Here is a 22,879-nt window from a genome sequence, read left to right on the forward strand (position 1 = left end):
AACACCCGCCGAACGTCCGCCCCCCGCCGCCGGGGTGGCAGGCTTGGCCCATGCGTTCACTGCGTTCTTCGATGGGTGCCATGAGTGTCGTCGGTGCCGGAGCCCTGCTGGTCCTCGCCGGCGCCACCGGCCCTGCCGCCGCCGACGGCGACGACAGCCACGACGGGTTCGTCATCAAGGACCCCCGCATCATCGAGTCCAGCGGTCTGGCCGCGTCCCGCGCCCACCCGGGCATCTACTGGACGCACAACGACCAGGACAAGAACGGTGCGCTGCTCTACGCGGTGGACGGCAAGACGGGCAAGACCGTCGCCACCGTCACCATGACCGGCGTCGGCACGCCCCGCGACGTGGAGGCCGTCTCGGTCGGCAGCGACGGCAACATCTACGTCGGCGACATCGGCGACAACCTCGGCGGCACCTGGTCCCACGTGTGGATCTACAAGCTGCCCGAGCCGAAGAAGCTGGGCGACCAGACCGTCCGCGCCACCCAGTACACGGTGAAGTATGCGGACGGGGCGCGCGACGCCGAGGCGCTGATGGTGCACCCCAAGACCGGGCGGATCTACATCGCCGACAAGAAGGAGGAGGGCGGCGGGCTCTACGAAGGGCCCGCGCAGATGTCCGCCTCCGGCGTCAACGTCTTCAAGCGTCTCGGCGACACCGGGCTGTGGACCACGGACGGCGCCTTCTCGCCCGACGGCCAGCAGCTCGCGCTGCGCGGCTACCTCGGCGGAGTCTCGTACACGTGGAAGGGCGAGGGGAAGAAGCCCGAGCGCGAGGGACGGCTGAGCGTTCCGCTCCAGCGGCAGGGCGAGTCCGTGACGTACACCCTGGACGGGACGACCCTCATGTACGGCACCGAGGGCGGGCAGAGCGACGTCGAGCCCGTCGAGGTCGAGGGAGCGGGCGGCGGCTCCGACTCGGGCTCAAGCGGCGGCAGTTCCGGTGAGGCGGGAGCCGGAGGGGACTCCGGGGTAGGCGGTGGCGTCAAGCTGGGCGCGGTCGCCCTTGCCGTGCTCGTCGGCTTCTTCGGGCTGAAGCGGTTGTTCCGGCGGAAGTAGCGGAGGCAACGGGTCCTGGGGCCGCCCGAGTTACTCGCCCAGCACCCGCACCTCGTAATGCAGCGTCTTGTCCCGCTTCACCTTGTGCGTGAGCGGGACGAGGACCCCGTGCAGCACCGGGTGCTTGCGCCGCATCAGCTTCGACGCGTGCTTGTTCTCCTCGCCGCCTTGGTCGAGGAGCCGCACCCGCGCCTTGATCTCGGGCCCGGTCGGCGCGCCGCGCACCGTCGACGGGGCGATCTCGATCTCGGGGTTGCGGCGCATGCGCCTGGCCTTCCAGGCCGTGGCGTACGTGCGGACGTACGCGTGGTCGCCCTCGACGACGATGTTGACGGGGGTGCCCACGCCGGTGCCGTCCTTCTTGTGGCTCGTGAGCAGGACGGTGTACTGCTTCACGAACGGGGCGAGCGCGGCGCTCGCTCCGGAATGCGCGGGATCCGCGGGGCTCGCAGGGTTCGGCGTCATCCCTCCATCAAGGCACTGATCACCCGCTTTGTCATGCCTTCCGCGCGCCGGATCCCGCCGCCGCGCGCCCGGCCACGAAGACGTCCAGGCCGTCGAGCAGGCGCTGGAGCCCGAACTCGAAATGGTCGAACTGCGAGCCGAACGCGTCATCGGAGAGACCGGCGAGGTGGGGGTAGCTGCCGCTCCTCATGATCCGTTCGAGGGTCGGGTACTGCGCCTCCCAGAACGCCTCGTCCGTCAGGCCGCTCTTCTTCACCGCCTCCACCTCGTGCACCTGGGTGCGGGCGACCCCGGTGACGTACCCCTCGACCATCACGATCACGCCGATCAGTTCGGGGTCGGTCAGGCCCATGGACTTGATCCCGGACAGGGTCCGCTCAAGGCCGCCGACCGAGCCGGGGCCGAGCACCGGGCGGGCCTGGTTGACCTGGAGCAGCCAGGGGTGGTCGCGGTAGAGGACAAGCGTCTCGCGGGCGTACGCCTCCACGGCCTCGCGCCAGCCGCCGCTGGGGGGCTCGGCGTCGGGGGACGGGGTGTACACGCGGTCCAGCATCAGGTCGAGCAGCTCGCTCTTGCCGGGGACGTAGCGGTACAGGGACATCGTGCCGGTGCCGAGCTCCGTGGACAGGCGGCGCATCGAGACCGCGGTGAGCCCCTCGGCGTCCGCGAGGCGTACCCCTTCCGTGACGATCCGCTCCAGGGTGAGTCCGGGCTTGGGGCCCCGCGTGGGGCGTTCGCCCTCGCCCCAGAGCAGCTCCAGGCTGCGGGAGATGTCGCTGCCGGTGCGCTGGGTGTCGCCGCCGTTCGTGCTCGTCATGGCGCTCAGCCTAATCGCCGGACCGCTTATTGGGTACGCCGTACCCAAGAAACTGAGTACGGTGTACTCTTCATTGGGTACGGTGTACCCAGAGGGTGAGATCTGGAGGGGCAGTGAGCGAGAACGAATACGCGGTGCGGGCCGAGGGGCTCGACAAGCGCTACGGGGAGAAGCGGGCCCTGGACGCCTTCGACCTGCGCGTGGAGCGCGGCACGGTGCACGGGCTGCTCGGGCCGAACGGCGCGGGCAAGACCACCGCCGTCCGCATCCTCGCGACGCTGGTGCGCCTCGACGGCGGCCGGGCCGAGGTCGCGGGCGCGGACGTCGTGCGCAGCCCCGCCGTCGTGCGCGGCCGCATCGGCCTGACCGGCCAGTACGCGGCGGTCGACGAGGTCCTGACCGGGCGGCAGAACCTGGAGATGTTCGGCCGCCTCTTCCACCTGGGCAGCAAGCGGGCCGCGCTGCGCGCCCAGGAGCTCCTTGAGCAGTTCGACCTGGTGGACGCGGCAGGCAAGGGCGCGGGCCAGTACAGCGGCGGCATGCGGCGCAGGCTCGACCTCGCCGCCTCGATGATCCTCGCGCCCGCCGTCCTCTTCCTGGACGAGCCGACCACCGGGCTCGACCCGCGCGGCCGCCTCGAAGTCTGGGAGACCGTACGGAAGTTGGTCGCGGACGGCACGACCGTCCTGCTCACCACGCAGTATCTGGAGGAGGCCGACAAGCTGGCGTCCCGGATCACCGTCATCGACCGGGGCCGCGCCATCGCCGACGACACCCCGGACGGCCTGAAGAACAGGGTGGGCGGCAGCTACTTGGAAGTCGTGGTGCGCGAGGCCGCCGATCTGCCGGCGGCCATGAAGGCCGTCGCCCGGGTCGCGGAGGGCGTGCCCGAGGCCGTCGACCTGGAGCGGCGCGTCCAGGCCGCCGTGACCGACCGGGTCGGCGCCCTGACGGACGTGGCGCGGACCTTGCAGGACCAGGGGATCGCGGTGGAGGACATCGGTCTGCGCAGGCCGAGCCTCGACGACGTGTTCCTGCGCCTCACGGGACACCGCACGGAGGACGAGGAAGGCGCGACCGCTCCCGCGGAAGCCGCCGCCGGAATCGACGAGAAGACGGACGAGAAGAGGGGAGTCGCGGCATGAGCGCCGTACTGACCGCGGACGCCACGGACACGCAGCCCGCGCACGGACGCCTCTACTGGGCGCTCTCCGACACCTGGAACGTCACCCGCCGCTACCTCACCCAGTTCCAGCGCCAGCCCGTCAACATCGCCTGGCAGCTGGGCTTCCCGATCATCTCCGTGCTTCTGTACGGGTTCGTCTTCGGCGAGGCGATGAAGGTGCCCGGCGGGGGCGACGACGGCGACTACAAGCAGTTCCTGATGCCCGGCATGTTCGTGATGACCATGGCCTTCGGCTTCATGAACACCGCGATGGCGGTGGTCACGGACTCCACCAAGGGCGTCATCGACCGCTTCCGCTCGATGCCGATGGCCCCGTCGGCGGTGGCGGCGGGGCGCGGACTCGCCGACCTGATCGTGGCCTGCGCCGAGCTGACGATCCTCGCACTCACCGCGCTCGCGATCGGCTGGCGGTCGAGCGCGGGGCTGCCGGAGACCCTGGCCGCCTTCGGCCTGCTGCTGCTCCTGCGGTTCAGCCTGATCTGGGTGGGCGTGTTCCTGGGCCTGGTGGTGCCGACCCCGGAGGCCGCGGGCGGCCTCTACGCGGTCGCCTTCCCGCTCACCATGATCTCCAGCGTCTTCGTCGCACCGTCCCTGATGCCGGACTGGCTGGCGCCGATCGCCGCCTGGAACCCGGTCTCTTCCACCGGCACCGCTGCTCGGGAGCTGTTCGGCAACCCCGGCGCGGGCGGGGCGAGCTGGGTCGAGCAGAACGCGGTGCTGATGGCGGTGGTGTGGCCGCTCGCCATCTCCCTCTTGTTCCTCCCGCTGGCGGTACGGAAGTTCAAGCAGCTGAGCAGGTGAAGTGCTAGCTCTGTCTACGCAGATGGGGGCGCCGGCAGGTATCACCTGCCGACGCCCCCATCTGCGTAGGAACTGCTAGAGCTTCTCGATGACGTAGTCGATGCACTTCGTCAGCGCCTCGACGTCCGAGGGGTCGATCGCCGGGAACATCGCCACGCGCAGCTGATTGCGGCCCAGCTTGCGGTACGGCTCGGTGTCCACGATGCCGTTGGCGCGCAGAGCCTTGGCGACGGCGGACGCGTCGATCTCGTCCGCGAAGTCGATCGTGCCGATGACTTGCGAGCGCTTGGCCGGGTCCGTGACGAACGGCGTCGCGTACTTGGACTCCTCGGCCCACCCGTACAGAGTGCGCGAGGAGGCGGCCGTGCGGCCGGTCGTGAACTCCAGACCGCCCTGGCTGTTCATCCAGTCCAGCTGCTCACCGAGCAGGAAGAGCGTGGCGAGCGCCGGGGTGTTGTACGTCTGGTTCTTGCGGGAGTTGTCGATCGCCGTCGGGAGGCTGAAGAACTCCGGGACGTGACGGCCGGACGCGTGGATCCGCTCGGCACGCTCGATCGCGGCCGGGGAGAACGCGGCGATCCACAGACCGCCGTCCGACGCGAAGGACTTCTGCGGGGCGAAGTAGTAGACGTCCGTCTCGGCGATGTCGACCGGGAGGCCGCCCGCGCCGGAGGTGGCGTCCACCAGGACGAGGGAACCCGCGTCGGCGCCGGCCACCCGCTTGATGGGGGCCGCGACGCCGGTCGAGGTCTCGTTGTGCGTGAACGCGTAGACGTCCACGCCCGCCTCGGCCTGCGGCTCCGGGTGCGTGCCCGGCTCACTCGTGATCACGGTGGGCTCGGCGAGCCACGGGGCGAGCTTCGAGGCCTTGGCGAACTTGGAGGAGAACTCGCCGAAGCTGAGGTGCTGCGACTTGTTCTCGATGAGGCCGTGCGTCGCGACGTCCCAGAAGGCGGTGGAGCCGCCGTTGCCCAGGATCACCTCGTAACCCTCGGGGAGGGAGAAGAGGTCGCGCACACCCTCGCGCACCTTGCCGACCAGGTTCTTGACCGGGGCCTGGCGGTGGGAGGTGCCGAGCAGAGAGGTACCGGTGGCGGCGAGCGCGTCCAGCGCCTCCGTGCGCACCTTGGAGGGGCCCGCGCCGAAACGTCCGTCGGCGGGCTTGATGTCAGCGGGAATCTGGATCTCAGCCACGGGGTGAGCCTAACGGCTCAGGGCAGGCCGTCATCCGGGCGTCCGGCGGCTGAGATCGTGCAGCCCCACAGGGTGGACGCCGCGAGCGCTCAGGTGCCGAGCCGCACCGGCAGCTCGTACAGGTCGTTCTGCGTCACCACCGGCTTGTTGCGGAGCCCGGACGGCTCGACCGCAAGCGTCAGCCCGGGGAAGCGCTCGTACAGGGCCGGGAGCGCCACTCCCGCCTCCAGGCGGGACAGGGCCGCGCCGGGGCACACGTGCGGGCCGTGGCCGAAGGAGATGTGGCGGTTCGGGGAGGTGCGCGTGATGTCGAAGGCGTCCGCCGTGGGGCCGTGCGCCTGCTCGTCGCGGCCGATCGCCGCGTACGACACGATCAGCGCGTCACCCTCACGGATCACCTTGTCGCCGACGGGGACGTCCTGCGCAGCGAACCGGATCAGGACGTGCGACGTCGGCGTGGCGTACCGCAGGGTCTCCTCCACGACCATCTCCCAGCTCGCCTCGCCGGAGAGGACGAGCGCGAGCTGTTCGGGGTGGGCGGACAGGTTCACCACCGCGTTGACGATCAGCGAGATCGTCGTCTCGTGGCCCGCTGCGACCATCAGCTGGAGCGTGGAGACGATCTCCGCGTCGGTGAGGTGGTCCCCGTCCTCCGACGCGAGGATCAGGGCGCTCGTCAGGTCGTCGCCCGGCTCGGCGCGCCGCGCGGCGACGACCCCGCCCATCATGGCGGCGAGTTCGCCCAGCGTCGCCATGACTTCCGCGGGCGGCGTCTGGGTGGAGAAGAACTTGTCGAAGAGGACCTTCAGACGGGGGTGGTCGGCGGCGTCGATGCCCATCAGGTCGCTGATGACGTACATGGGCAGGGGATACGCGAACTCGGCCTTCAGGTCCACCACTTGGCCGCCATCCGTCGGGAGCCGGTCCAGCAGCCCGGCCGTCATCCCGGCGATCCGCTCCCGCATCCGCTCCACCCGCCGCGGCGTCAGCGCCTGTGCGACCAGGGCCCGCATCCTGCGGTGCTCCTCGCCGTCGACCGTCAGCATCGAACGGCCCGGGTTGGCGAGGCCGATCAGCGGCCAGTCCGCGGGTATCGCACCGCGCCGCCAGGCGCCCCATACGTTGATGTCCTTCACCAGGCGCTTGTCGGTGAGGAGTTGGCGTGCCTCGGCGTGGTGCGTGACCGCCCAGACCGGTACGCCGCCGGGCAGCTCCGCCTCGGCGAGCGGGCCGGCGGCGCGCAGAGCGGCGCTCTCGCCGTCCAGGTCGGTGACGAAGGGGTCCAGGACGATGCGGGCGGGAGTGGTGCCTGCGGCGGGCGTGCCGGTCGTCATCTGGGGGTCTCCTCTGGATCCGCGCTCAGCTCGGATGATCAAGTGATCAAGCCGCGGCAACTATAGGTGCGCGTCGGGCGTTTGGCTGCGGCCGGTGAGGGCCTTGGCGGATGCATCCTGAGGGCATGAGTATGGGCATGAGTGATCTCGGAGGCGTGGAAGCGGAACTGCGGGCTGCTGTGCGGGGGGAGGTGGACTTCTCCGTCACAGCGCGGGCCCTGAACACCATGGACGCGTCCAACTACCGTCGCGTGCCGCTCGGCGTCCTCGCCCCGCGCGACGCGGAGGACGTGGCGGCGGCGCTCGCCGTGTGCCGGGAGCGCGGGGTGCCCGTCGTGGCCCGCGGCGCCGGTACGTCCATCGCCGGGCAGGCGACCGGCACGGGGCTCGTCCTGGACTTCACCCGGCACATGAACCGGATCGTGTCCCTCGACGCGGAGTCGCGGACCGCGGTCGTACAGCCGGGCGTGATCTGCGACAGCCTGCGGGGCGCGGCGGCCGCGCACGGCCTGACCTTCGGCCCCGACCCCTCGACCCACAACCGCTGCACCCTGGGCGGAATGATCGGCAACAACTCCTGCGGATCGCACTCGGTCGCCTGGGGCACGACCGCCGACAACGTCGCCTCCCTCTCGGTCGTGAGCGGCGCGGGCGCACGGCTCGCTCCGGGCCAGGGCTGGTCCGGGGCGCCGGAGGGGCTGCGCCCGCTGGTGGAGGGCGAGTTGGAGCTCCTGCGCACCGGCTTCCCGGAGCTCCCGCGCCGTATCTCCGGCTATGCCCTCGACGCCCTGCTTCCCGAGCGGGACGTGGACCTGGCCCGCGCGTTCTGCGGGTCGGAGGGCACGCTGGGCGTGGTGACGGAGGCGGTCGTACGCCTTGTCGAGGCGCCACGCGCGCGTGCGCTCGCGGTCCTCGGGTACGCCGACGAGAGCGCGGCGGCGGAGGCCGCGGCCGGACTGCTTCCGCACGGCCCGCTGACGGTGGAGGGGATGGCGGCCGACCTCGTACGGGGGACGAGCGGGCTGCCCAAGGGCGGCGCCTGGCTGTTCGTGGAGACGGGCGGCGCGAGCGAGGGCGAGGCACGCGCGCGTGCGGAGTCGATCGCGCGGGCGGTCTCCGGGGACACGGTGGACTCCGTGGTCGTGACCGACCCGGCGGGGCAGCGCGCCCTGTGGCGGGTCCGCGAGGACGCCAGCGGTACGGCGACGCGGATGCCGGACGGCAGCGAGGCGTGGCCGGGCTGGGAGGACTGCGCGGTGCCGCCCGCCCGGCTCGGGGCGTACCTGCGGGACTTCAGGGGGCTGCTCGCCGACCACGGCCTGCGCGGGACTCCGTACGGGCACTTCGGGGACGGCTGCATCCACGTACGCATCGACTTCGACCTGATGAGCGAGGTGGGAGTGCGGCGCTTCCGGCGCTTCTCGGAGGATCTTGCGGAGGTCGTGGTCGCGCACGGCGGTTCGCTGTCGGGCGAGCACGGGGACGGCCAGGCGCGCGCTGAGCTGCTGCCGAAGATGTACGGGGCCGAACTCGTCCGGCTCTTCGAGCGGGTGAAGGGGGTGTGGGACCCGGCGGACCTGCTGAATCCGGGGATGCTGGTGCGGCCTGCGCCGCTGGACGCGAACCTGCGGTTCGACCCGCTGCCGCGCAAGCCCGTGGACGTGGCCTTCGGCTACCCGCAGGACGGCGGGGACTTCTCGGCGGCGGTGCGGCGGTGTGTGGGGGTCGCCAAGTGCCGTACGACGTCGGCGGGTTCGGGCGGCGGGGTGATGTGCCCGTCCTTCCGGGCGACGGGCGAGGAGCAGCACTCCACGCGGGGCCGGGCCCGGCTCCTGCACGAGATGCTCGCGGGGGAGGTGGTGACGGACGGGTGGCGCTCGGAGGAGGTGCGGGACGCGCTCGACCTGTGCCTGTCCTGCAAGGGCTGCCGGTCGGACTGTCCGGTGGGCGTGGACATGGCCACGTACAAGGCGGAGTTCCTGCACCACCACTACGAGGGCCGAAGGCGCCCCGCGGCGCACTACGCGATGGGCTGGCTGCCGATGTGGCTGCGGCTGGCGTCGCGTACGCGGACGTCGGGGGTGGCCAACGCGCTCGCCCGGGTGGGGGTGTTGGCGTCGCTGGCGAAGCGGGTGGGTGGCATCGCGCCGGAGAGGGAGATTCCGCGGCTGGCGGGGGAGACGTTCCGGGGGTGGTTCTGGGGGCGGGGTGCTTCGGAGGATGTAGGGGCGGGGGCTTCGGGTGGTCCGGCGGTGGTGTTGTGGCCGGACACGTTCACGGACTACTTGTCGCCGGGCGTGGGGCGGGCCGCGGTGCGGGTCTTGGAGGACGCGGGCCTGCGTCCCGTCGTACCGCCGGGGGATGTGTGCTGCGGGCTGACGTACGTGTCCACGGGGCAGCTCGACCGGGCGCGCGCGGTGATGCGGCGCACGCTGGAGCGGATGGGGCCGCTGCTGGATTCGGGGGCGCTGCTCGTGGTCCTCGAACCGAGCTGTGCGGCGGCGCTGAAGACGGATCTGGTGGAGCTGGTCGGGGAAGGCGCCGACGGCGACGCGAGGGCGGCTGAACTGGCGGGCCGCGTACGGACGTTCGCGGAGGCACTGGAGGAACTGGCCCCGGAGTGGTCGCCGCCGCGGATCGACCGGGAGGTGGTGGGCCAGACCCACTGCCATCAGCATGCGGTCCTGGGCGACGGGGCCGAGCGCCGGCTGCGCGAGAAGGCAGGCCTGGAGGGCGAGTTGAGCGGGGGCTGCTGCGGTCTTGCGGGGAACTTCGGTTTCGAGGCGGGGCATTACGAGGTCTCGGTGGCGTGCGCGGAGGAGCAGTTGCTGCCGGCGGTACGGGGCTCCGTGCCGGAGGCGGAGGGCGGCCCGGTGGTCCTGGCGGACGGCTTCTCCTGCCGGACGCAGCTGGAGCAGTTGGGGGAGGGGGCGCGGGGGAGGCATTTGGCGGAGGTGTTGGCTGAGGGGTTGGGGGAGCGGTGAGGGGCGCTGCGCGGGGCTTTGGGGGTGTCGGTGTCCCGGCAGGGGTGTGGTGCCGCCTCGTTCCCACCGGGCGGGAGTGCGGTGCCGCCTCGTCCCCGCAGCGTCGGTGTCCCGGCAGGGGTGTGGTGCCGCCTCGTCCCCACCCACCCGCCCCCACCTAGTGCTGTGACCGCATGGGTTCGCCGGGTTGGTCGTCGTGGCGGTTGGATGTGCGGTGACGTCCGATCCGACCGCTGGCCGCGCTCAAGCCGATCCGCGCGGCCCGACGGCGCCCCCATCATCTACGCGATCCTGGACAACCTGTCCGCCCACAAAGGCACCGGCATCCGCCGCTGGGCTACAAAGAGGAACGGGGCCGGTTCAGGAGAAGGACGGCGCCAGAGGAGAATGACTCAGGGGGCGGACGGCTCGATCTCCCCCGCGAAGACGATGACCTGGTCGATGAGGCTCCGCCGCAGATGGACGACGTCCGTTCCCGCCAGGCGGGGGCCTCCATCCGGCGTCGTGAAGACCCACTGGTACCGGCCCCACTCGCCCGGCATGTCCACCGCCGAACAGCGCACCATCGTGCCGGTCCCCGCGGGGTGGCGCCGGATGTCCAGCACGAACCGCTCGACCGCCTCGATCCCCTCGCTGCGGCCCAACGGCCCCCAGAAGACCACGTCCGAGGTGAGGGCCTGGGAGAGCAGCGCAGTCACATAGCTGTCGTCCGAGGCGTTGAACGCGGAGATGAACGTGTCGATCGCGGATCGCGCGGTCTCTTCCTGCATGCACCAGTAATACCAGTCGCCTCGCGGACCGCGCTCGTCCCGTGAGCCGTCTCCCGCCCACGGTGAACCATCCCGGTCACAGCACCAGCCGGGTGCCCGGAGCCCCTGGCCCCCTGATCCTCTGGCCCTCTGGCCCTCTGGACCCCTGACCCCTGGCCTCCGGGCTGCAGGCCCCGGGTGCTGGCCGCAGCGTCGGTGTCCCGGCAGGGGTGTGGTGCCGCCTCGTCCCCACCCGCCCGCCCCCACCTAGTTGGGCAGCCCGCCCGGGCTGTGGCTCGGTGAACCGGGGCTCGGTAGCTGTGTGTTGGAGCCCCTGAGGGCGCCCGGTGCCTCTGCTTCGGTCTGTCTGCGGTGCAGTCGGTGCCGGGGCCGCCCGGCTGGTGCGAGGTTGGCGGTTGCGGGACGGGAGTCAAGGGCGCTCCTGCGTCGCGTCGGCTTCGCCGATGGCCCTGCGGGCCACCCTTGACACCCGTCCCTCCACCACACGTGGACGGCGACCGGGCGGCCCAGGAAGCGGGGCTCTACGGACATCTCTGTTCGGGGCGTCCGGCTTCGCTGCCGGGTGCGGACCGGATCTTCTGGTGTGGCCGTCACGGGGCGTGGTGCGCGGGCGCTCCGGGGTGGGTGCCGGTTTCGTCAAGCGGCCGGCGACCGGTCCATCGGGCGTGGCCGTCAGGCGTGGTTCGTGCCGAGTTCGCCAGCTACTTGCGAAAGCGGGGCATCAATTTTTGAGGGCTAGGCTCGGCAGTATGGCTGACTTCATGCAGGTGTCGACAGCGACCGAGACCCGTGATCAAGCGGTGGAGCTGGCTCGGTCAGTGGTAGCGGATCGGCTCGCCGCTGGGGCACAGGTCGTGGGCCCGGTGGTTTCCGTCTTCTGGCATGCCGGTGAGTTCGGCACCGGGGAAGAGTGGCAGCTTTTGCTGAAGACGCACACCGACCGGTACGCCGCATTGGAAGCTCATCTGCTGGCGCACCATCCGTGGAAGAACCCGGAGGTCTCGGCCGTTCCGATCGTTGCCGGGTCGGACGCCTACCTGCGATGGGTGGCCACGACTACCGGTCCGCTCCCCTCCGAGTAAGCGTTGGACCTTGGCCTGAGCTTCGGTACACCGGTGCCGAACATGGCACCGGGACCACTGGGCTGTCGGGGGGGGCCGGTGTACGAGTTGTAGTGCGTCCGGCTTCGCTGCCGGGTGCGGGCCGGATCTTCTGGTGTGGCCGTCACGGGGAGTGGTGCGCGGGCGTTCCGGGGTGGGTGCCGGTTTCGTCAAGCGGCCGGCGACCGGGCCATTGGAGGGGGCGTCACGGGTGAGGTGGTCCAGTCTCGTTGCGCGTCCGTGGATCTGGCCGCCGTGCGTAGCCTCGGGAGGAGCGGGCGGGGTCTGCAGGGAGATCCCGCCACGCGTCACACCAGGGCGTTCGTGGCGCGCTCGGAGGCGCAGTGCCGGGTGTCGTCCTGTGGCTATGGTGCGGACGCGGTGCAGCGAGGCAAGAAGCCTTCCGGCGTACGGGAGTTCACCATGAGCAGCAATGGCGACTGGGTCAGCACATCGATGCCGTATCTGACGCCACGGGACGAGGGGCGCCCCGACGCCTGGGGTGCTGAGGCAGCCGCACGGGGGCGCAGGGGGACTCAGCGCATCGTCCAGGCCGGTGAGGTACCGGCGCCCCGGGAGCTTGCCGACCTGCTCGGAGTGGCTGAGGGTGAGGTCGTGGTCGTGCGGCGGCGGGTCATTGAACTCGACGGTGAGGCCAGCGAGTTGACGGACACCTACTATCCCGTCGAGATCGCCCGAGGGACCCCGCTCGCCGCCACGGCCAAGATCCGCGGCGGTGCGGTGACGCTGCTCGCCGAGCTCGGGCATACCGGCGTCACCGTGCGCGAGGACGTCACCGCCCGGATGCCGAGCGAGGAGGAGCGGGCGGTTCTGCGTACCGGCGTGGGCGAACCCGTGCTGCGGCTGGCCCGGGTCACTCTGGACGGCGAGGGCCGACCCATCCAGGCCGACCTGATGACCATGCCCGCCGCACGCCAGCGCCTGCGCTACGAGATCAGGATCGGATGACCGTGCCGCAGCTTGAGGCGTCGAGTGAGTGCCGCCCGCCCACGGCCTTGCCGACCCCGAGGTGACGCAGCGCACCCGTCATGTCTGTGGCGCATGACCAGCGCTCAATCCGCATTTCACGCGCCCCGCCCCGCCTCGTACCTTCGGAATGTGGACGCGGTTTGCGTACAGCAGTAAAAGGGCTCCACAATCCTGACGTGGTCTACTACCTTGGACGGAGTAGTTCAGGTAAGTGGACTGGCCGAGGCTGAAGAAGTGGAAGGGTTGGCTGTGGACGCGTCGAGGAGTGGGCAGGAGGCCGCACCCGGTGGGCGGTGGGGTGCCCTCGGGCCTGTCGGGCTTGTGCTCGCTGGCGGGGTCTCCGTCCAGTTCGGCGGGGCCATCGCCGTGAGCGTGATGCCCAAGGCCGGGGCCCTCGGCATCGTGACCCTGCGGCTCGCCTTCGCCGCTCTGGTGTTGATGATCTTCTGCCGGCCCAGGGTTCGGGGGCACTCCCGGGCCGACTGGGGGACCGTCGTGGCTTTTGGTGTCGCCATGGCCGGGATGAACGGGCTGTTCTATCAGTCCGTTGCCCGCATTCCCATGGGGCCCGCCGTGACGCTGGAAGTGCTCGGGCCGCTCGCCCTGTCCGTCTTCGCCTCGCGCCGTGCCGTGAATCTGGTGTGGGCCGGGCTCGCCCTCTGCGGTGTCTTTCTGCTGGGTGGCGGCGGCGGGTTCAGCGGGCTTGATCCCGTCGGTGTCGCGTACGCCCTTGGCGCCGGTGTCATGTGGGCCACGTACATCCTCTTCAGTGCCCGTACGGGGCGTCGCTTCCCGCAGGCCGACGGGCTCGCCCTCGCGATGGTCGTCGCGGCCGTTCTCTTCCTGCCGCTCGGCCTCATCGAGTCGGGGGACAAGCTCGTCCGGCCCGAGGTCCTCGCGCTCGGCGCGGCCGTCGCCGTCATGTCCTCGGTGCTGCCGTACACGCTGGAACTGCTCGCCTTGCGTCGGCTTCCCGCCTCCACTTTCGCGATCATGATGAGTCTGGAACCGGCCATCGCGGCCATCGCCGGGTTCCTCGTCCTGAACCAGGCCCTTTCCGTGAACGAGGCCCTGGCGATCTCGCTCGTCATCGCCGCCAGCATGGGTGCCGTCCGGACCCAGGTCGGGCGCGGGAAGGCCCGTAAGTCCGGGGATGTCGTCTCCGGGGCCACCCCGGATGCCGTGTTGCTCCCCACCGAGGGGGCCGCCGGGCACGCCGAGGACGCCAAGGACGCCGCGCACGCCGAGGAGCCCGTTCCGGAGACGTCCGGAAAGTAATGCAAGCACGCTTGCTTGTTTCTCTGGACGCTGCCATGCTCCGGGGCACACCGCCGTGCCCCGAGGGGAGCGCTCCGTGTCCGAAGCTGTGCCCGTACTCGACGATCTGCGCCGTGAGAGTGAGGAACTCGACCAGCTGGTCGGGGGGTTGAGCGAGAAGCGCTGGGCGCTTCCCACCCCCGCCGACGGCTGGACCGTCGCCCACCAGATCGCCCATCTCGCCTGGACCGACCGGGCCGCGCTGATCGCCGTCACCGATGGCGACGCCTTCGGGCGGCTCGTCGAGGAGGCCCTCGCGGCTCCCGAGCCGTTCGTCGACGACGGGGCCGAGCAGGGTGCCGCGCTGCCGCCCGGCGAGTTGCTCTCCCGGTGGCGCGCCGGGCGGGACGCGCTGCTGGAGGCCCTCAAGGGTGCCCCGCGCGGCACCCGGTTTCCCTGGTACGGGCCGCCCATGTCGGCCACCTCCATGGCGACCGCCCGGCTGATGGAGACCTGGGCCCATGGCCAGGACGTCGCCGACGCGCTGGGCGTGGTCAGGGTGCCGACGGACCGGCTGCGGCACGTCGCCCATATCGGCGTCCGGGCCCGGGACTTCGCCTTCGCCGTACGAGAGCTGCCCGCGCCGGAAGCCGCCTTCCGCGTCGAACTGCGTCTTCCCAGCGGTGAGTTGTGGGCCAGTGGGCCCGAGAATGCCGACCAGCGCGTGACCGGGCCCGCCCTCGACTTCTGTCTCCTCGTCACGCAGCGCGCGCACCGCGACGACCTTGCCGTGCGCGCGGAAGGTGCCGACGCCGAGCGGTGGCTCGGCATCGCGCAGGCCTTCGCGGGGCCCCCGGGTCCCGGACGGCCCGCCAAGGAGAGCGGGCAGCTGCCGTGACGGGCCAGGGAGAGCGGGCAGCTGCCGCGGCCGGCCAGGGAGAGCCGGTGGTGACCGGCCAAGGGGCGCGGGCAGTGACCGGCCAAGGGGTGCGGGCGGCAGCAGTGACCCGCCCCCTGCGGATCGGCAACGCCTCCGGCTTCTACGGCGACCGCTTCGACGCCATGCGCGACATGCTCACCGGCGGCCCGCTCGACGTCCTCACCGGCGACTACCTCGCCGAGCTGACCATGCTGATCCTCGGGCGCGACCGGCTCAAGGACCCCTCCCGCGGCTATGCGAAGACCTTCCTGCGGCAGCTGGAGGAGTGCCTGGGGCTCGCCCAGGAGCGGGGCGTGAAGATCGTCGCCAATGCCGGGGGGCTCAATCCGGCCGGACTCGCCGATGCCGTACGGGAGTTGGCCGGGCGGCTCGGGGTCGGCGTGCGGGTCGCGCATGTCGAAGGGGACGACCTGGGGGCGCGCTTTCCGGATGCCCTCACCGCCAACGCCTACCTCGGCGGCGCCGGAATCGCCGCCTGCCTGCGCGCCGGGGCCGACGTCGTCGTCACCGGGCGCGTGACCGACGCCGCCCTCGTCAGCGGGCCGGCCGCCGCGCACTTCGGCTGGGGGGACGGCGACCACGACCGGCTCGCCGGAGCCGTCGTCGCCGGGCACATCCTCGAATGCGGGACGCAGGCCACCGGGGGCAACTACGCCTTCTTCGGCGGGCGTTCGCCGCACGAACTGCTCCGGCCCGGCTTTCCGCTCGCCGAGATCCACGAGGACGGGTCCAGCGTCATCACCAAGCACGACGGCACGGGTGGGTTCGTCGACGTCGGCACGGTCACCGCGCAGCTGCTGTACGAGACCTCCGGCGCCCGGTACGCGGGGCCCGACGTCACCGCCCGGCTCGACACCGTCACCCTCACCCAGGAGGGACCCGACCGGGTGCGCGTCGCGGGAGTGCGCGGGGAAGCCCCGCCGCCGACCCTGAAGGTCGGCCTCAACCGCCTCGGCGGCTTCCGCAACGAAGTCGTCTTCGTCCTCACCGGGCTCGATGTGGAGGCGAAGGCCGATCTTGTGCGGGCTCAGGTCGAGGACGCGCTGGGGCGTGCCAAGTCGCGTCCGCAGGAGGTGCGTTGGGAACTCGTTCGCGCTGATCGGCCGGATGCCGCGAGCGAAGAGGCCGCATCCGCCCTGCTGCGTCTCGTCGTGCGCGATCCGCAGCAGGACCCCGTCGGCCGCGCCCTGAGCGGCGCCGCGATCGAGCTTGCCCTCGGCAGCTACCCCGGCTTCCACGTGACGGCACCCCCGGGCAAGGGCGCGCCCTACGGAGTCTTCGAAGCCGCGTACGCCGAGCGCGGCACCGTCGACCACGTGGCCGTACTGCCCGGCGGTGAGCGCACCCCCGTCGAGGCCCTCGGCGACACCCGCGCCCTCGAAGACCTTGCCCCGCCGCCCCTGCCCGCGCCCCTCCCGCACGGCCCCACCCGCCGCGCCCCCCTCGGCCTTGTCGCCGGGGCCCGCAGCGGTGACAAGGGCGGGGACGCGAACGTCGGGGTGTGGGTGCGCACGGACGACGCCTGGCGCTGGCTGGCCCATGAGCTGACCGTCGAGCGGTTCCGCGAACTCATGCCGGAGACGGCTGAGTTGACCGTCGTACGCCATGTCCTGCCGAACCTGCGGGCGCTGAACTTCGTCGTCGAGGGGATCCTCGGCGCCGGCGTCGCGTCCCAGGCCCGCTTCGATCCGCAGGCCAAGGGCCTCGGCGAGTGGCTGCGCGCCCGCCACCTCGACGTACCGGCCGCGCTCCTTGAACCGACCCAACCGCAGACCGAGTTGGCTGAACCGACGGAGGTACTCCCGTGACCGTCCTCGCGTCCGCGCTCGACCCCGCGAGCGCCGAGTACGCCGAGCACCGCGAGGCCATGCTCGCCAAGCTCACCGAGCTCGACGCCGAGCAGGCCAAGGCCCTTGAGGGCGGCGGCGAGAAGTACGTCGCCCGGCACCGGGGGCGCGGCAAGCTGCTCGCCCGTGAGCGCATCGAGCTGCTCCTCGACCCCGATACGCCGTTCCTGGAGCTGTCGCCGCTGGCCGCCTGGGGGAGCGACTACCCCGTCGGCGCCTCGATGGTCACCGGCATCGGTGTGATCGAAGGCGTGGAGTGCCTGATCACCGCCAACGACCCGACCGTGCGCGGCGGTGCCAGCAATCCGTGGACCCTGAAGAAGGCCTTCCGCGCGCACGAGATCGGGCACGCCAACCGGCTGCCGTCCATCCATCTCGTGGAGTCGGGGGGCGCTGACCTCCCGTCCCAGAAGGAGATCTTCATTCCGGGCGGTGCGCTCTTCAAGCACCTCACGCAGTCGTCGGCCGCCGGTATCCCGACGGTCGCCGTCGTGTTCGGCAACTCCACTGCCGGAGGCGCCTACGTCCCCGGCATGAGCGACCACGTGATCATGGTCAAGGAGCGCGCCAAGGTCTTCCTCGGCGGGCCGCCGCTGGTGAAGATGGCCACCGGCGAGGAGAGCGACGACGAGTCGCTCGGCGGCGCCGAGATGCACGCCCGCACCTCCGGCCTCGCGGACTATCTCGCCGAGGACGAGCGGGACGCCCTCCGTCAGGCCCGGCGCGTCGTCAAGCGGCTCAACTGGCTCAAGGCGTACGCCGATCCGGCCGGAGTCGTCGAGCCGCCCAAGTACGCGCAGGACGAGCTGCTCGGCATCGTGCCCGGCGATCTCAAGGTGCCCTTCGACCCGCGCGAGGTCATCGCCCGCATCGTCGACGGCTCCGACTTCGACGAGTTCAAGCCGCTCTACGGGTCGAGTCTCACCACAGGGTGGGCCTCGCTGCACGGCTATCCCATCGGCATCCTGGCCAACGCCCAGGGCGTGCTCTTCAGCGAGGAGTCCCAGAAGGCCGCCCAGTTCATCCAGTTGGCCAACCAGCGGGACATTCCGCTGCTCTTCCTGCACAACACCACCGGCTACATGGTCGGCAAGGAGTACGAGCAGGGCGGCATCATCAAGCACGGCGCGATGATGATCAACGCCGTGTCGAACTCGCGGGTGCCGCACTTGAGCGTGCTGATGGGTGCCTCGTACGGAGCCGGGCACTACGGCATGTGCGGGCGCGCCTTCGACCCGCGCTTCCTCTTCGCCTGGCCCAGCTCCAAGTCCGCCGTCATGGGGCCGCAGCAGCTGGCAGGTGTCCTGTCGATCGTGGCCCGTGCCTCCGCCGCCGCCAAGGGCCAGCCCTACGACGACGAGGCGGACGCAGGGCTGCGCGCCATGGTGGAGCAGCAGATCGAGTCGGAGTCGCTGCCGATGTTCCTTTCGGGCCGCCTCTACGACGACGGGGTGATCGATCCCCGCGACACCCGCACGGTCCTCGGCCTGTGCCTGTCCGCGATCCACACCGCCCCCTACGAGGGCGCGCGCGGTGGCTTCGGCGTCTTCCGGATGTGAGGAACTCACCATGATCAGCAGCATCCTTGTCGCCAACCGCGGCGAGATCGCCTGCCGCGTCTTCCGCACCTGCCGCGAGCTGGGCATCGCCACCGTGGCGGTGTACTCCGACGCCGACGCGGACGCCCTGCACGTCCGTGAGGCGGACTCGGCCGTACGCCTGCCTGGTGCGGCGCCCGCCGACACGTATCTGCGCGGCGACCTCGTCGTGAAGGCCGCGCAGGCGGCAGGCGCCGATGCCGTCCACCCCGGCTACGGCTTCCTCTCCGAGAACGCGGACTTCGCGCGCGCCGTCGTCGACGCCGGGCTCGTGTGGATCGGGCCGCCGCCCGAGGCGATCGAATCCATGGCCTCCAAGACCCGCGCCAAGGAGCTCATGGGCATCGCGCCGATGGGCGTGGACGACGTCACCGATGCCGATCTGCCGGTCCTGGTGAAGGCGGCGGCAGGCGGTGGCGGGCGCGGCATGCGGGTCGTGCGGGAACTCGACGCGTTGAAGGGCGAGTTGGCTGCCGCGAGCGCGGAGGCGGCCAGTGCCTTCGGGGACGGCGAGGTCTTCGTCGAGCCCTACCTGGAGGGCGGCCGGCACGTCGAGGTGCAGATCATGGCCGACGCGTACGACACTGTCTGGGCGCTCGGCACGAGGGACTGCACGCTCCAGCGCAGGCACCAGAAGGTCATCGAGGAGTCCCCGGCGCCGGGCCTTGCCCCTGAACTGGTCGAGGAGCTGCACGCGCAGGCCGTGCGTGCGGCGCGCGTGACCGCCTATCGCGGTGCGGGCACGGTGGAGTTCCTGGTCGCGGGCGACCGGGCGCAGTTCCTGGAGATGAACACCCGGCTCCAGGTCGAACACCCGGTCACGGAGGCCGTGTTCGGCATCGATCTCGTCGCGCTCCAGATCCAGGTCGCGGAGGGCGCACGGCTCCCGGAAGAGCAGCCCACCGCGCGCGGGCACGCCGTGGAGGCCCGCCTCTACGCCGAGGACCCGGCTGCGCAGTGGGCCCCGCAGACCGGCACCCTGCACCGGCTCTCGGTGCCGGGCGTGCGGCTCGACACGGGGTACGCGGACGGCGACGCGATCGGCGTGCACTACGACCCGATGCTGGCCAAGGCCATCGCGTACGCCCCCACGCGCGTGCAGGCCCTGCGTGGACTGGCGGGCGCGCTGGAGCGTGCGGTGGTCCACGGCCCGGTCACCAACAGGGAGTTGCTCGTACGGTCCCTGCGGCACCCGGAGTTCGTCGAGGCCCGCATGGACACGGGCTTCTACGACCGGTACGTCGCCGAACTCGCCGCCCCCGCCCCGGACCCGTATGCCCCGCTGGCCGCCGCGCTGGCCGACGCGCACGGGCGCTCGCGGTTCGGCGGCTGGCGCAACCTCGCGTCGCAGCCGCAGGTCAAGCTCTTCCGGAGCGAGCCGGACGGCGCCGAGCACGAGGTGCGCTACCGGCACACGCGGGAGGGGCTGAGCGCGGAGGGTGTGCGGGTGCTCTCCGTTTCCGGTTCGCTCGTCGTGCTCGAAGTCGACGGCGTGCGACGGCAGTTCGAGGTCCGCCGCCACGGCAGCGATCGCGTGTACGTCGGCAACACCGCCCTCACCCCGCTCCCGCTGCTCCCCGAACCCACCACCCGGCAGGAGCCCGGCTCCCTGCTCGCCCCGATGCCCGGCACCGTCGTGCGCCTGGCCGAGGGGCTCGCTGAGGGGGCGCGGGTCACCGCCGGGCAGCCCCTCATCTGGCTGGAGGCGATGAAGATGGAGCACCGCATCTCCGCTCCTGCCTCCGGCACGCTCACCGCCCTGCACGCAGCGCCCGGCTGCCAGGTCGAGGTCGGCGCGCTGCTCGCGGTCGTAGATGTCGTAGATCTCGCAGATGCAGCAGATGCAGCAGACGCCGCAGACGTCGTAGAAGCCCCTGAAGTCGCCTGAAGCCGCTTGAGCCGTCGTACAGGAGGAACAGTCCGTATGAGCACCGTCCTCGAAACCGAAGAGCACCAGGCCCTGCGCGCAGCCGTCGCCGCACTCGGCAAGCGTTACGGCCGCGACTACCTCACCCGCGTCGTCCGGGACGAGGGCCACCCCGACGAGCTGTGGGCCGACGCCGCCAAGCTCGGCTATCTGGGCGTGAACCTGCCCGAGGAGTACGGCGGAGGGGGCGGCGGCATAGCCGAACTCTCCATAGTCCTCGAGGAGTTGGGAGCGGCAGGTTGCCCCCTGCTCATGATGGTCGTCTCACCCGCGATCTGCGGGACCGTCATCGCCCGCTTCGGCACCGACGAGCAGAAGCAGGCCTGGCTGCCCGGTCTCGCCGACGGCACCCGCACCATGGCGTTCGGCATCACCGAGCCCGACGCGGGCTCCAACTCCCACCGGATCACGACGACCGCGCGCAAGGACGAGGCGAGCGGCGACTGGCTCCTGACCGGCCGCAAGGTGTTCATCTCCGGCGTCGACATCGCGGATGCGACGCTGATCGTGGGCCGTACGGAGGATGCCCGCACCGGCAGCCTCAAGCCCTGCCTCTTCATCGTCCCGCGTGAGACGGAGGGCTTCCAGCGGCGGCAGATCGAGATGGAACTCCAGGCCCCGGAGAAGCAGTTCGAGCTGACCCTCGACGACGTACGGCTGCCCGCCGACGCCCTGGTGGGCGACGAGGACGCCGGGCTGCTCCAGCTCTTCGCGGGCCTCAACCCCGAGCGGATCATGACGGCGGCGTTCTCGATCGGCATGGCACGCTACGCGCTCTCGCGGGCGGTCGGGTACGCCAAGGAACGCAGCGTGTGGAAGAGCCCGATCGGCGCCCACCAGGCGATCGCGCACCCCCTCGCGCAGTCCCACATCGACATCGAACTGGCCCGTCTGATGATGCAGAAGGCCGCCCGCCTCTACGACGACGGCGACGACATGGGCGCAGGAGAAGCCGCCAACATGGCCAAGCTCGCGGCGGCCGACGCGTGCGTGAAAACCGTCGACCAGTCGGTGCACACGCTGGGCGGCAACGGCCTGACGAAGGAGTTCGGTCTCGCCTCGCTGATCGTGGCGTCGCGGGTGGCTCGGATCGCCCCGGTGAGCAGGGAGATGATCCTCAACTACGTGTCGCACCAGACGCTGGGCCTGCCCAAGTCGTACTGAGCCCCTGCTCGCTCTTGAACTCCTGGAGGACCCATGGGACTTGTGTACACGCCCCCGGAGCGCGGCATCGTCACGCTCACCCTGGACACACCCGCCAACCGCAACGCGCTCTCGGCGGGTCTCCTGCACGGGCTCGCGGAGGCGCTGGACGACTGCGGCAAGGACCCGGACGTACGCGCGGTCGTTCTCACGCACACCGGCTCGACGTTCTGCTCGGGCGCCGACCTGCGGGAGCCGCCGGACCCGGCCGTCTTCGTGGCGCTGCTCCGGCAGATCGTGGAGCTGCCGAAGCCGGTGGTGGCGCGGGCGGACGGGCATGTGCGGGCGGGCGGGCTCGGCCTGCTCGGCGTGTGCGACATGGCGGTCGCGGGGCCGGGGGCTTCGTTCGCGCTGACGGAGGTACGGATCGGGGTGGCGCCCGCGGTCATCTCCATGCCGCTGCTCGCCCGGCTCGACCCGAGCGCGGCGTCCCGCTACTTCCTCACCGGAGAGCGGTTCGGCGGGGCGGAGGCGGCGCGGGTGGGTCTGGTGACGGTGGCGGGGGATGACGCGGACGGGGAGCTCTCGCCCCTGCTCGAAGGGGTGCGGAAGGCGGCTCCTCAGGCCCTGGCCGAGACGAAGAAGCTGCTCACGGCTAGGGTGCTCGACGCATTCGACCACCACACGGACTCCCTCATCGCCCTGTCCGCGCGGCTCTTCGCCTCGGCGGAGGCGCGCGATGGGATGGGGGCGTTCCTTGAACGACGGGAGTGCCCATGGGTGCTGTGACCGCGGCTGATCGCGCCGATCGCTCGCCCAAGCAGGACCGCAGCCGCGTGACGCGGCAGCGGCTCCTGGAGGCGGCGGTGGCGTGCCTCGCCGAGAGCGGCTGGTCGGGGTCCACGGTGTCCGTGGTCGCCGAGCGGGCCGGTGTCTCGCGGGGGGCGGCCCAGCATCACTTCCCGACGCGGGAGGACCTCTTCACGGCGGCGGTGGAGTACGTGGCCGAGCAGCGGTCCACGGCGTTGCGGGAGCTTCCGGCGCAGGACCGGGCGTCGGTGGTGGCGGCTCTGGTGGACCTCTACACGGGCCCGCTCTTCCGGGCGGCGCTGCATCTGTGGGTGGCGGCGTCGAACGAGCCTCAGCTCGGGTCGCGGGTGACGGAGCTGGAGGCGCGGGTGGGGCGGGAGACGCACCGGATAGCGGTGCAGCTGCTGGGGGCGGACGAGTCCCGCCCCGGGGTCCGGGAGACCATCCAGGGTCTCCTGGACATGGCCCGAGGCCTCGGTCTGGCGAATCTCCTGACGGACGACGGGGCCCGGCGGGAGAGGGTGGTGGCGCAGTGGACGGTGCTGGTGGAGGGGGCGCTGGAGAACTGATTCGGGGGCCTTGGCGGCCGTCATCACCGGCTTCGCCGAGTTCGTCCTCAAACGCCGGACGGGCTGTCTTCAGCCCGTCCGGC

The 22,879-nt window shown here is 71.5% G+C and carries 18 protein-coding genes and 2 pseudogenes; 15 read left to right on the plus strand and 5 right to left on the minus strand.

Annotation, left to right across the window (positions count from 1 at the left end):
- Positions 1–80: 80 nt before the first annotated feature.
- The gene (locus ABZ833_RS21710; RefSeq protein WP_361049033.1) at positions 81–1,064 is read left to right on the plus strand and encodes a WD40 repeat domain-containing protein; all 984 of its coding nucleotides are present in this window, start codon (positions 81–83) and stop codon (positions 1,062–1,064) included.
- 30 nt (positions 1,065–1,094) lie between these two features.
- On the opposite strand, the gene ABZ833_RS21715 is transcribed toward ABZ833_RS21710, so the two are convergent.
- Positions 1,095–1,529 carry a PPOX class F420-dependent oxidoreductase gene (locus ABZ833_RS21715; protein ID WP_361049035.1) on the minus strand — a complete coding sequence of 145 codons (435 nt, stop codon included), beginning with the start codon at positions 1,527–1,529 and terminating at the stop codon, positions 1,095–1,097.
- 31 nt (positions 1,530–1,560) lie between these two features.
- Complete coding sequence (locus tag ABZ833_RS21720) at positions 1,561–2,346, minus strand: TetR/AcrR family transcriptional regulator (protein WP_361049037.1); 786 nt, start codon at positions 2,344–2,346, stop codon at positions 1,561–1,563.
- A gap of 113 nt (positions 2,347–2,459) precedes the next feature.
- Here ABZ833_RS21720 and ABZ833_RS21725 point away from each other — a divergent pair, with 113 nt between their 5' ends.
- Both ABZ833_RS21725 and ABZ833_RS21730 read left to right on the plus strand, forming a co-directional pair.
- A complete protein-coding gene (locus ABZ833_RS21725; protein ID WP_361049039.1) occupies positions 2,460–3,491 on the plus strand; it encodes an ATP-binding cassette domain-containing protein in 1,032 nt (343 codons plus the stop codon).
- Positions 3,488–4,333: an ABC transporter permease gene (locus tag ABZ833_RS21730; RefSeq protein ID WP_361049041.1), complete on the plus strand. Its 846-nt coding sequence runs from the start codon at positions 3,488–3,490 to the stop codon at positions 4,331–4,333. The genes ABZ833_RS21725 and ABZ833_RS21730 overlap by 4 nt, the downstream gene beginning before the upstream one ends.
- Positions 4,334–4,408: 75 nt before the next feature.
- Here the strand turns inward: ABZ833_RS21730 and serC are convergent, their stop codons facing one another.
- Together serC and ABZ833_RS21740 are read right to left on the minus strand one after the other, a co-directional pair.
- A complete protein-coding gene (serC, locus tag ABZ833_RS21735; RefSeq protein WP_361049043.1) occupies positions 4,409–5,527 on the minus strand; it encodes a phosphoserine transaminase in 1,119 nt (372 codons plus the stop codon).
- An 89-nt stretch (positions 5,528–5,616) separates the two neighbouring features.
- Positions 5,617–6,861, minus strand: coding sequence for a cytochrome P450 (locus ABZ833_RS21740; RefSeq protein ID WP_361049045.1), 1,245 nt, complete (start codon positions 6,859–6,861; stop codon positions 5,617–5,619).
- A 137-nt stretch (positions 6,862–6,998) separates the two neighbouring features.
- Here ABZ833_RS21740 and ABZ833_RS21745 point away from each other — a divergent pair, with 137 nt between their 5' ends.
- Together ABZ833_RS21745 and ABZ833_RS21750 are read left to right on the plus strand one after the other, a co-directional pair.
- Positions 6,999–9,845 (plus strand): FAD-binding and (Fe-S)-binding domain-containing protein, encoded by a 2,847-nt coding sequence (locus tag ABZ833_RS21745; protein WP_361049047.1) that lies wholly within the window; start codon positions 6,999–7,001, stop codon positions 9,843–9,845.
- Positions 9,846–10,085: 240 nt separating this feature from the next.
- Positions 10,086–10,184: pseudogene (locus ABZ833_RS21750) on the plus strand (IS630 family transposase); the annotation flags it as partial.
- A gap of 53 nt (positions 10,185–10,237) precedes the next feature.
- On the opposite strand, the gene ABZ833_RS21755 reads toward ABZ833_RS21750, so the two are convergent.
- Positions 10,238–10,615: a nuclear transport factor 2 family protein gene (locus ABZ833_RS21755; protein ID WP_361049049.1), complete on the minus strand. Its 378-nt coding sequence runs from the start codon at positions 10,613–10,615 to the stop codon at positions 10,238–10,240.
- Between the two features lie 749 nt (positions 10,616–11,364).
- Between ABZ833_RS21755 and cutA the strand changes: the two genes are divergently transcribed.
- The 10 genes and pseudogenes from cutA to ABZ833_RS21805 all read left to right on the plus strand — a co-directional run bounded on the left by cutA (position 11,365) and on the right by ABZ833_RS21805 (position 22,796).
- Positions 11,365–11,697, plus strand: a complete 333-nt coding sequence (cutA, locus tag ABZ833_RS21760) for a divalent-cation tolerance protein CutA (RefSeq protein ID WP_361049051.1) — start codon at positions 11,365–11,367, stop codon at positions 11,695–11,697.
- A 441-nt stretch (positions 11,698–12,138) separates the two neighbouring features.
- A complete protein-coding gene (locus ABZ833_RS21765) occupies positions 12,139–12,684 on the plus strand; it encodes a UTRA domain-containing protein (protein ID WP_361049053.1) in 546 nt (181 codons plus the stop codon).
- Positions 12,685–12,948: 264 nt separating this feature from the next.
- Positions 12,949–13,848 (plus strand): annotated as a pseudogene (locus ABZ833_RS21770) (EamA family transporter); the annotation flags it as partial.
- 211 nt (positions 13,849–14,059) lie between these two features.
- Positions 14,060–14,860: a TIGR03084 family metal-binding protein gene (locus tag ABZ833_RS21775; protein ID WP_361049055.1), complete on the plus strand. Its 801-nt coding sequence runs from the start codon at positions 14,060–14,062 to the stop codon at positions 14,858–14,860.
- A 104-nt stretch (positions 14,861–14,964) separates the two neighbouring features.
- Positions 14,965–16,710 carry an acyclic terpene utilization AtuA family protein gene (locus ABZ833_RS21780; protein ID WP_361049651.1) on the plus strand — a complete coding sequence of 582 codons (1,746 nt, stop codon included), beginning with the start codon at positions 14,965–14,967 and terminating at the stop codon, positions 16,708–16,710.
- Complete coding sequence (locus ABZ833_RS21785; RefSeq protein ID WP_361049057.1) at positions 16,707–18,308, plus strand: carboxyl transferase domain-containing protein; 1,602 nt, start codon at positions 16,707–16,709, stop codon at positions 18,306–18,308. The genes ABZ833_RS21780 and ABZ833_RS21785 overlap by 4 nt, the downstream gene beginning before the upstream one ends.
- Positions 18,309–18,318: 10 nt before the next feature.
- Entirely contained in the window at positions 18,319–20,235 is a 1,917-nt protein-coding gene (locus ABZ833_RS21790) for a biotin carboxylase N-terminal domain-containing protein (RefSeq protein ID WP_361049059.1), read from the plus strand.
- A 36-nt stretch (positions 20,236–20,271) separates the two neighbouring features.
- Complete coding sequence (locus ABZ833_RS21795) at positions 20,272–21,438, plus strand: acyl-CoA dehydrogenase family protein (RefSeq protein WP_361049061.1); 1,167 nt, start codon at positions 20,272–20,274, stop codon at positions 21,436–21,438.
- A gap of 33 nt (positions 21,439–21,471) precedes the next feature.
- A complete protein-coding gene (locus ABZ833_RS21800; protein WP_361049063.1) occupies positions 21,472–22,206 on the plus strand; it encodes an enoyl-CoA hydratase family protein in 735 nt (244 codons plus the stop codon).
- The gene (locus ABZ833_RS21805; RefSeq protein ID WP_361049065.1) at positions 22,194–22,796 is read left to right on the plus strand and encodes a TetR/AcrR family transcriptional regulator; all 603 of its coding nucleotides are present in this window, start codon (positions 22,194–22,196) and stop codon (positions 22,794–22,796) included. Before ABZ833_RS21800 ends, ABZ833_RS21805 begins: the two co-directional genes overlap by 13 nt.
- The last annotated feature ends 83 nt before the right edge of the window (positions 22,797–22,879 follow it).

Source organism: Streptomyces sp. NPDC047525, from assembly GCF_040643025.1.
In the GTDB taxonomy this organism is placed as follows: domain Bacteria; phylum Actinomycetota; class Actinomycetes; order Streptomycetales; family Streptomycetaceae; genus Streptomyces; species Streptomyces durmitorensis.

Bases quoted from the DNA above. Each gene is read 5' to 3' on its own strand.
- cutA (WP_361049051.1), top strand. From the start codon at position 11,365: ATGGCTGACTTCATGCAGGTGTCGACAGCGACCGAGACCCGTGATCAA.
- ABZ833_RS21755 (WP_361049049.1), bottom strand. From the start codon at position 10,615: ATGCAGGAAGAGACCGCGCGATCCGCGATCGACACGTTCATCTCCGCG.
- ABZ833_RS21765 (WP_361049053.1), top strand. From the start codon at position 12,139: ATGAGCAGCAATGGCGACTGGGTCAGCACATCGATGCCGTATCTGACG.
- ABZ833_RS21720 (WP_361049037.1), bottom strand. From the start codon at position 2,346: ATGACGAGCACGAACGGCGGCGACACCCAGCGCACCGGCAGCGACATC.
- ABZ833_RS21790 (WP_361049059.1), top strand. From the start codon at position 18,319: ATGATCAGCAGCATCCTTGTCGCCAACCGCGGCGAGATCGCCTGCCGC.
- ABZ833_RS21795 (WP_361049061.1), top strand. From the start codon at position 20,272: ATGAGCACCGTCCTCGAAACCGAAGAGCACCAGGCCCTGCGCGCAGCC.
- ABZ833_RS21800 (WP_361049063.1), top strand. From the start codon at position 21,472: ATGGGACTTGTGTACACGCCCCCGGAGCGCGGCATCGTCACGCTCACC.
- ABZ833_RS21715 (WP_361049035.1), bottom strand. From the start codon at position 1,529: ATGACGCCGAACCCTGCGAGCCCCGCGGATCCCGCGCATTCCGGAGCG.
- ABZ833_RS21805 (WP_361049065.1), top strand. From the start codon at position 22,194: ATGGGTGCTGTGACCGCGGCTGATCGCGCCGATCGCTCGCCCAAGCAG.
- ABZ833_RS21745 (WP_361049047.1), top strand. From the start codon at position 6,999: ATGAGTGATCTCGGAGGCGTGGAAGCGGAACTGCGGGCTGCTGTGCGG.
- ABZ833_RS21740 (WP_361049045.1), bottom strand. From the start codon at position 6,861: ATGACGACCGGCACGCCCGCCGCAGGCACCACTCCCGCCCGCATCGTC.
- ABZ833_RS21730 (WP_361049041.1), top strand. From the start codon at position 3,488: ATGAGCGCCGTACTGACCGCGGACGCCACGGACACGCAGCCCGCGCAC.
- ABZ833_RS21710 (WP_361049033.1), top strand. From the start codon at position 81: ATGAGTGTCGTCGGTGCCGGAGCCCTGCTGGTCCTCGCCGGCGCCACC.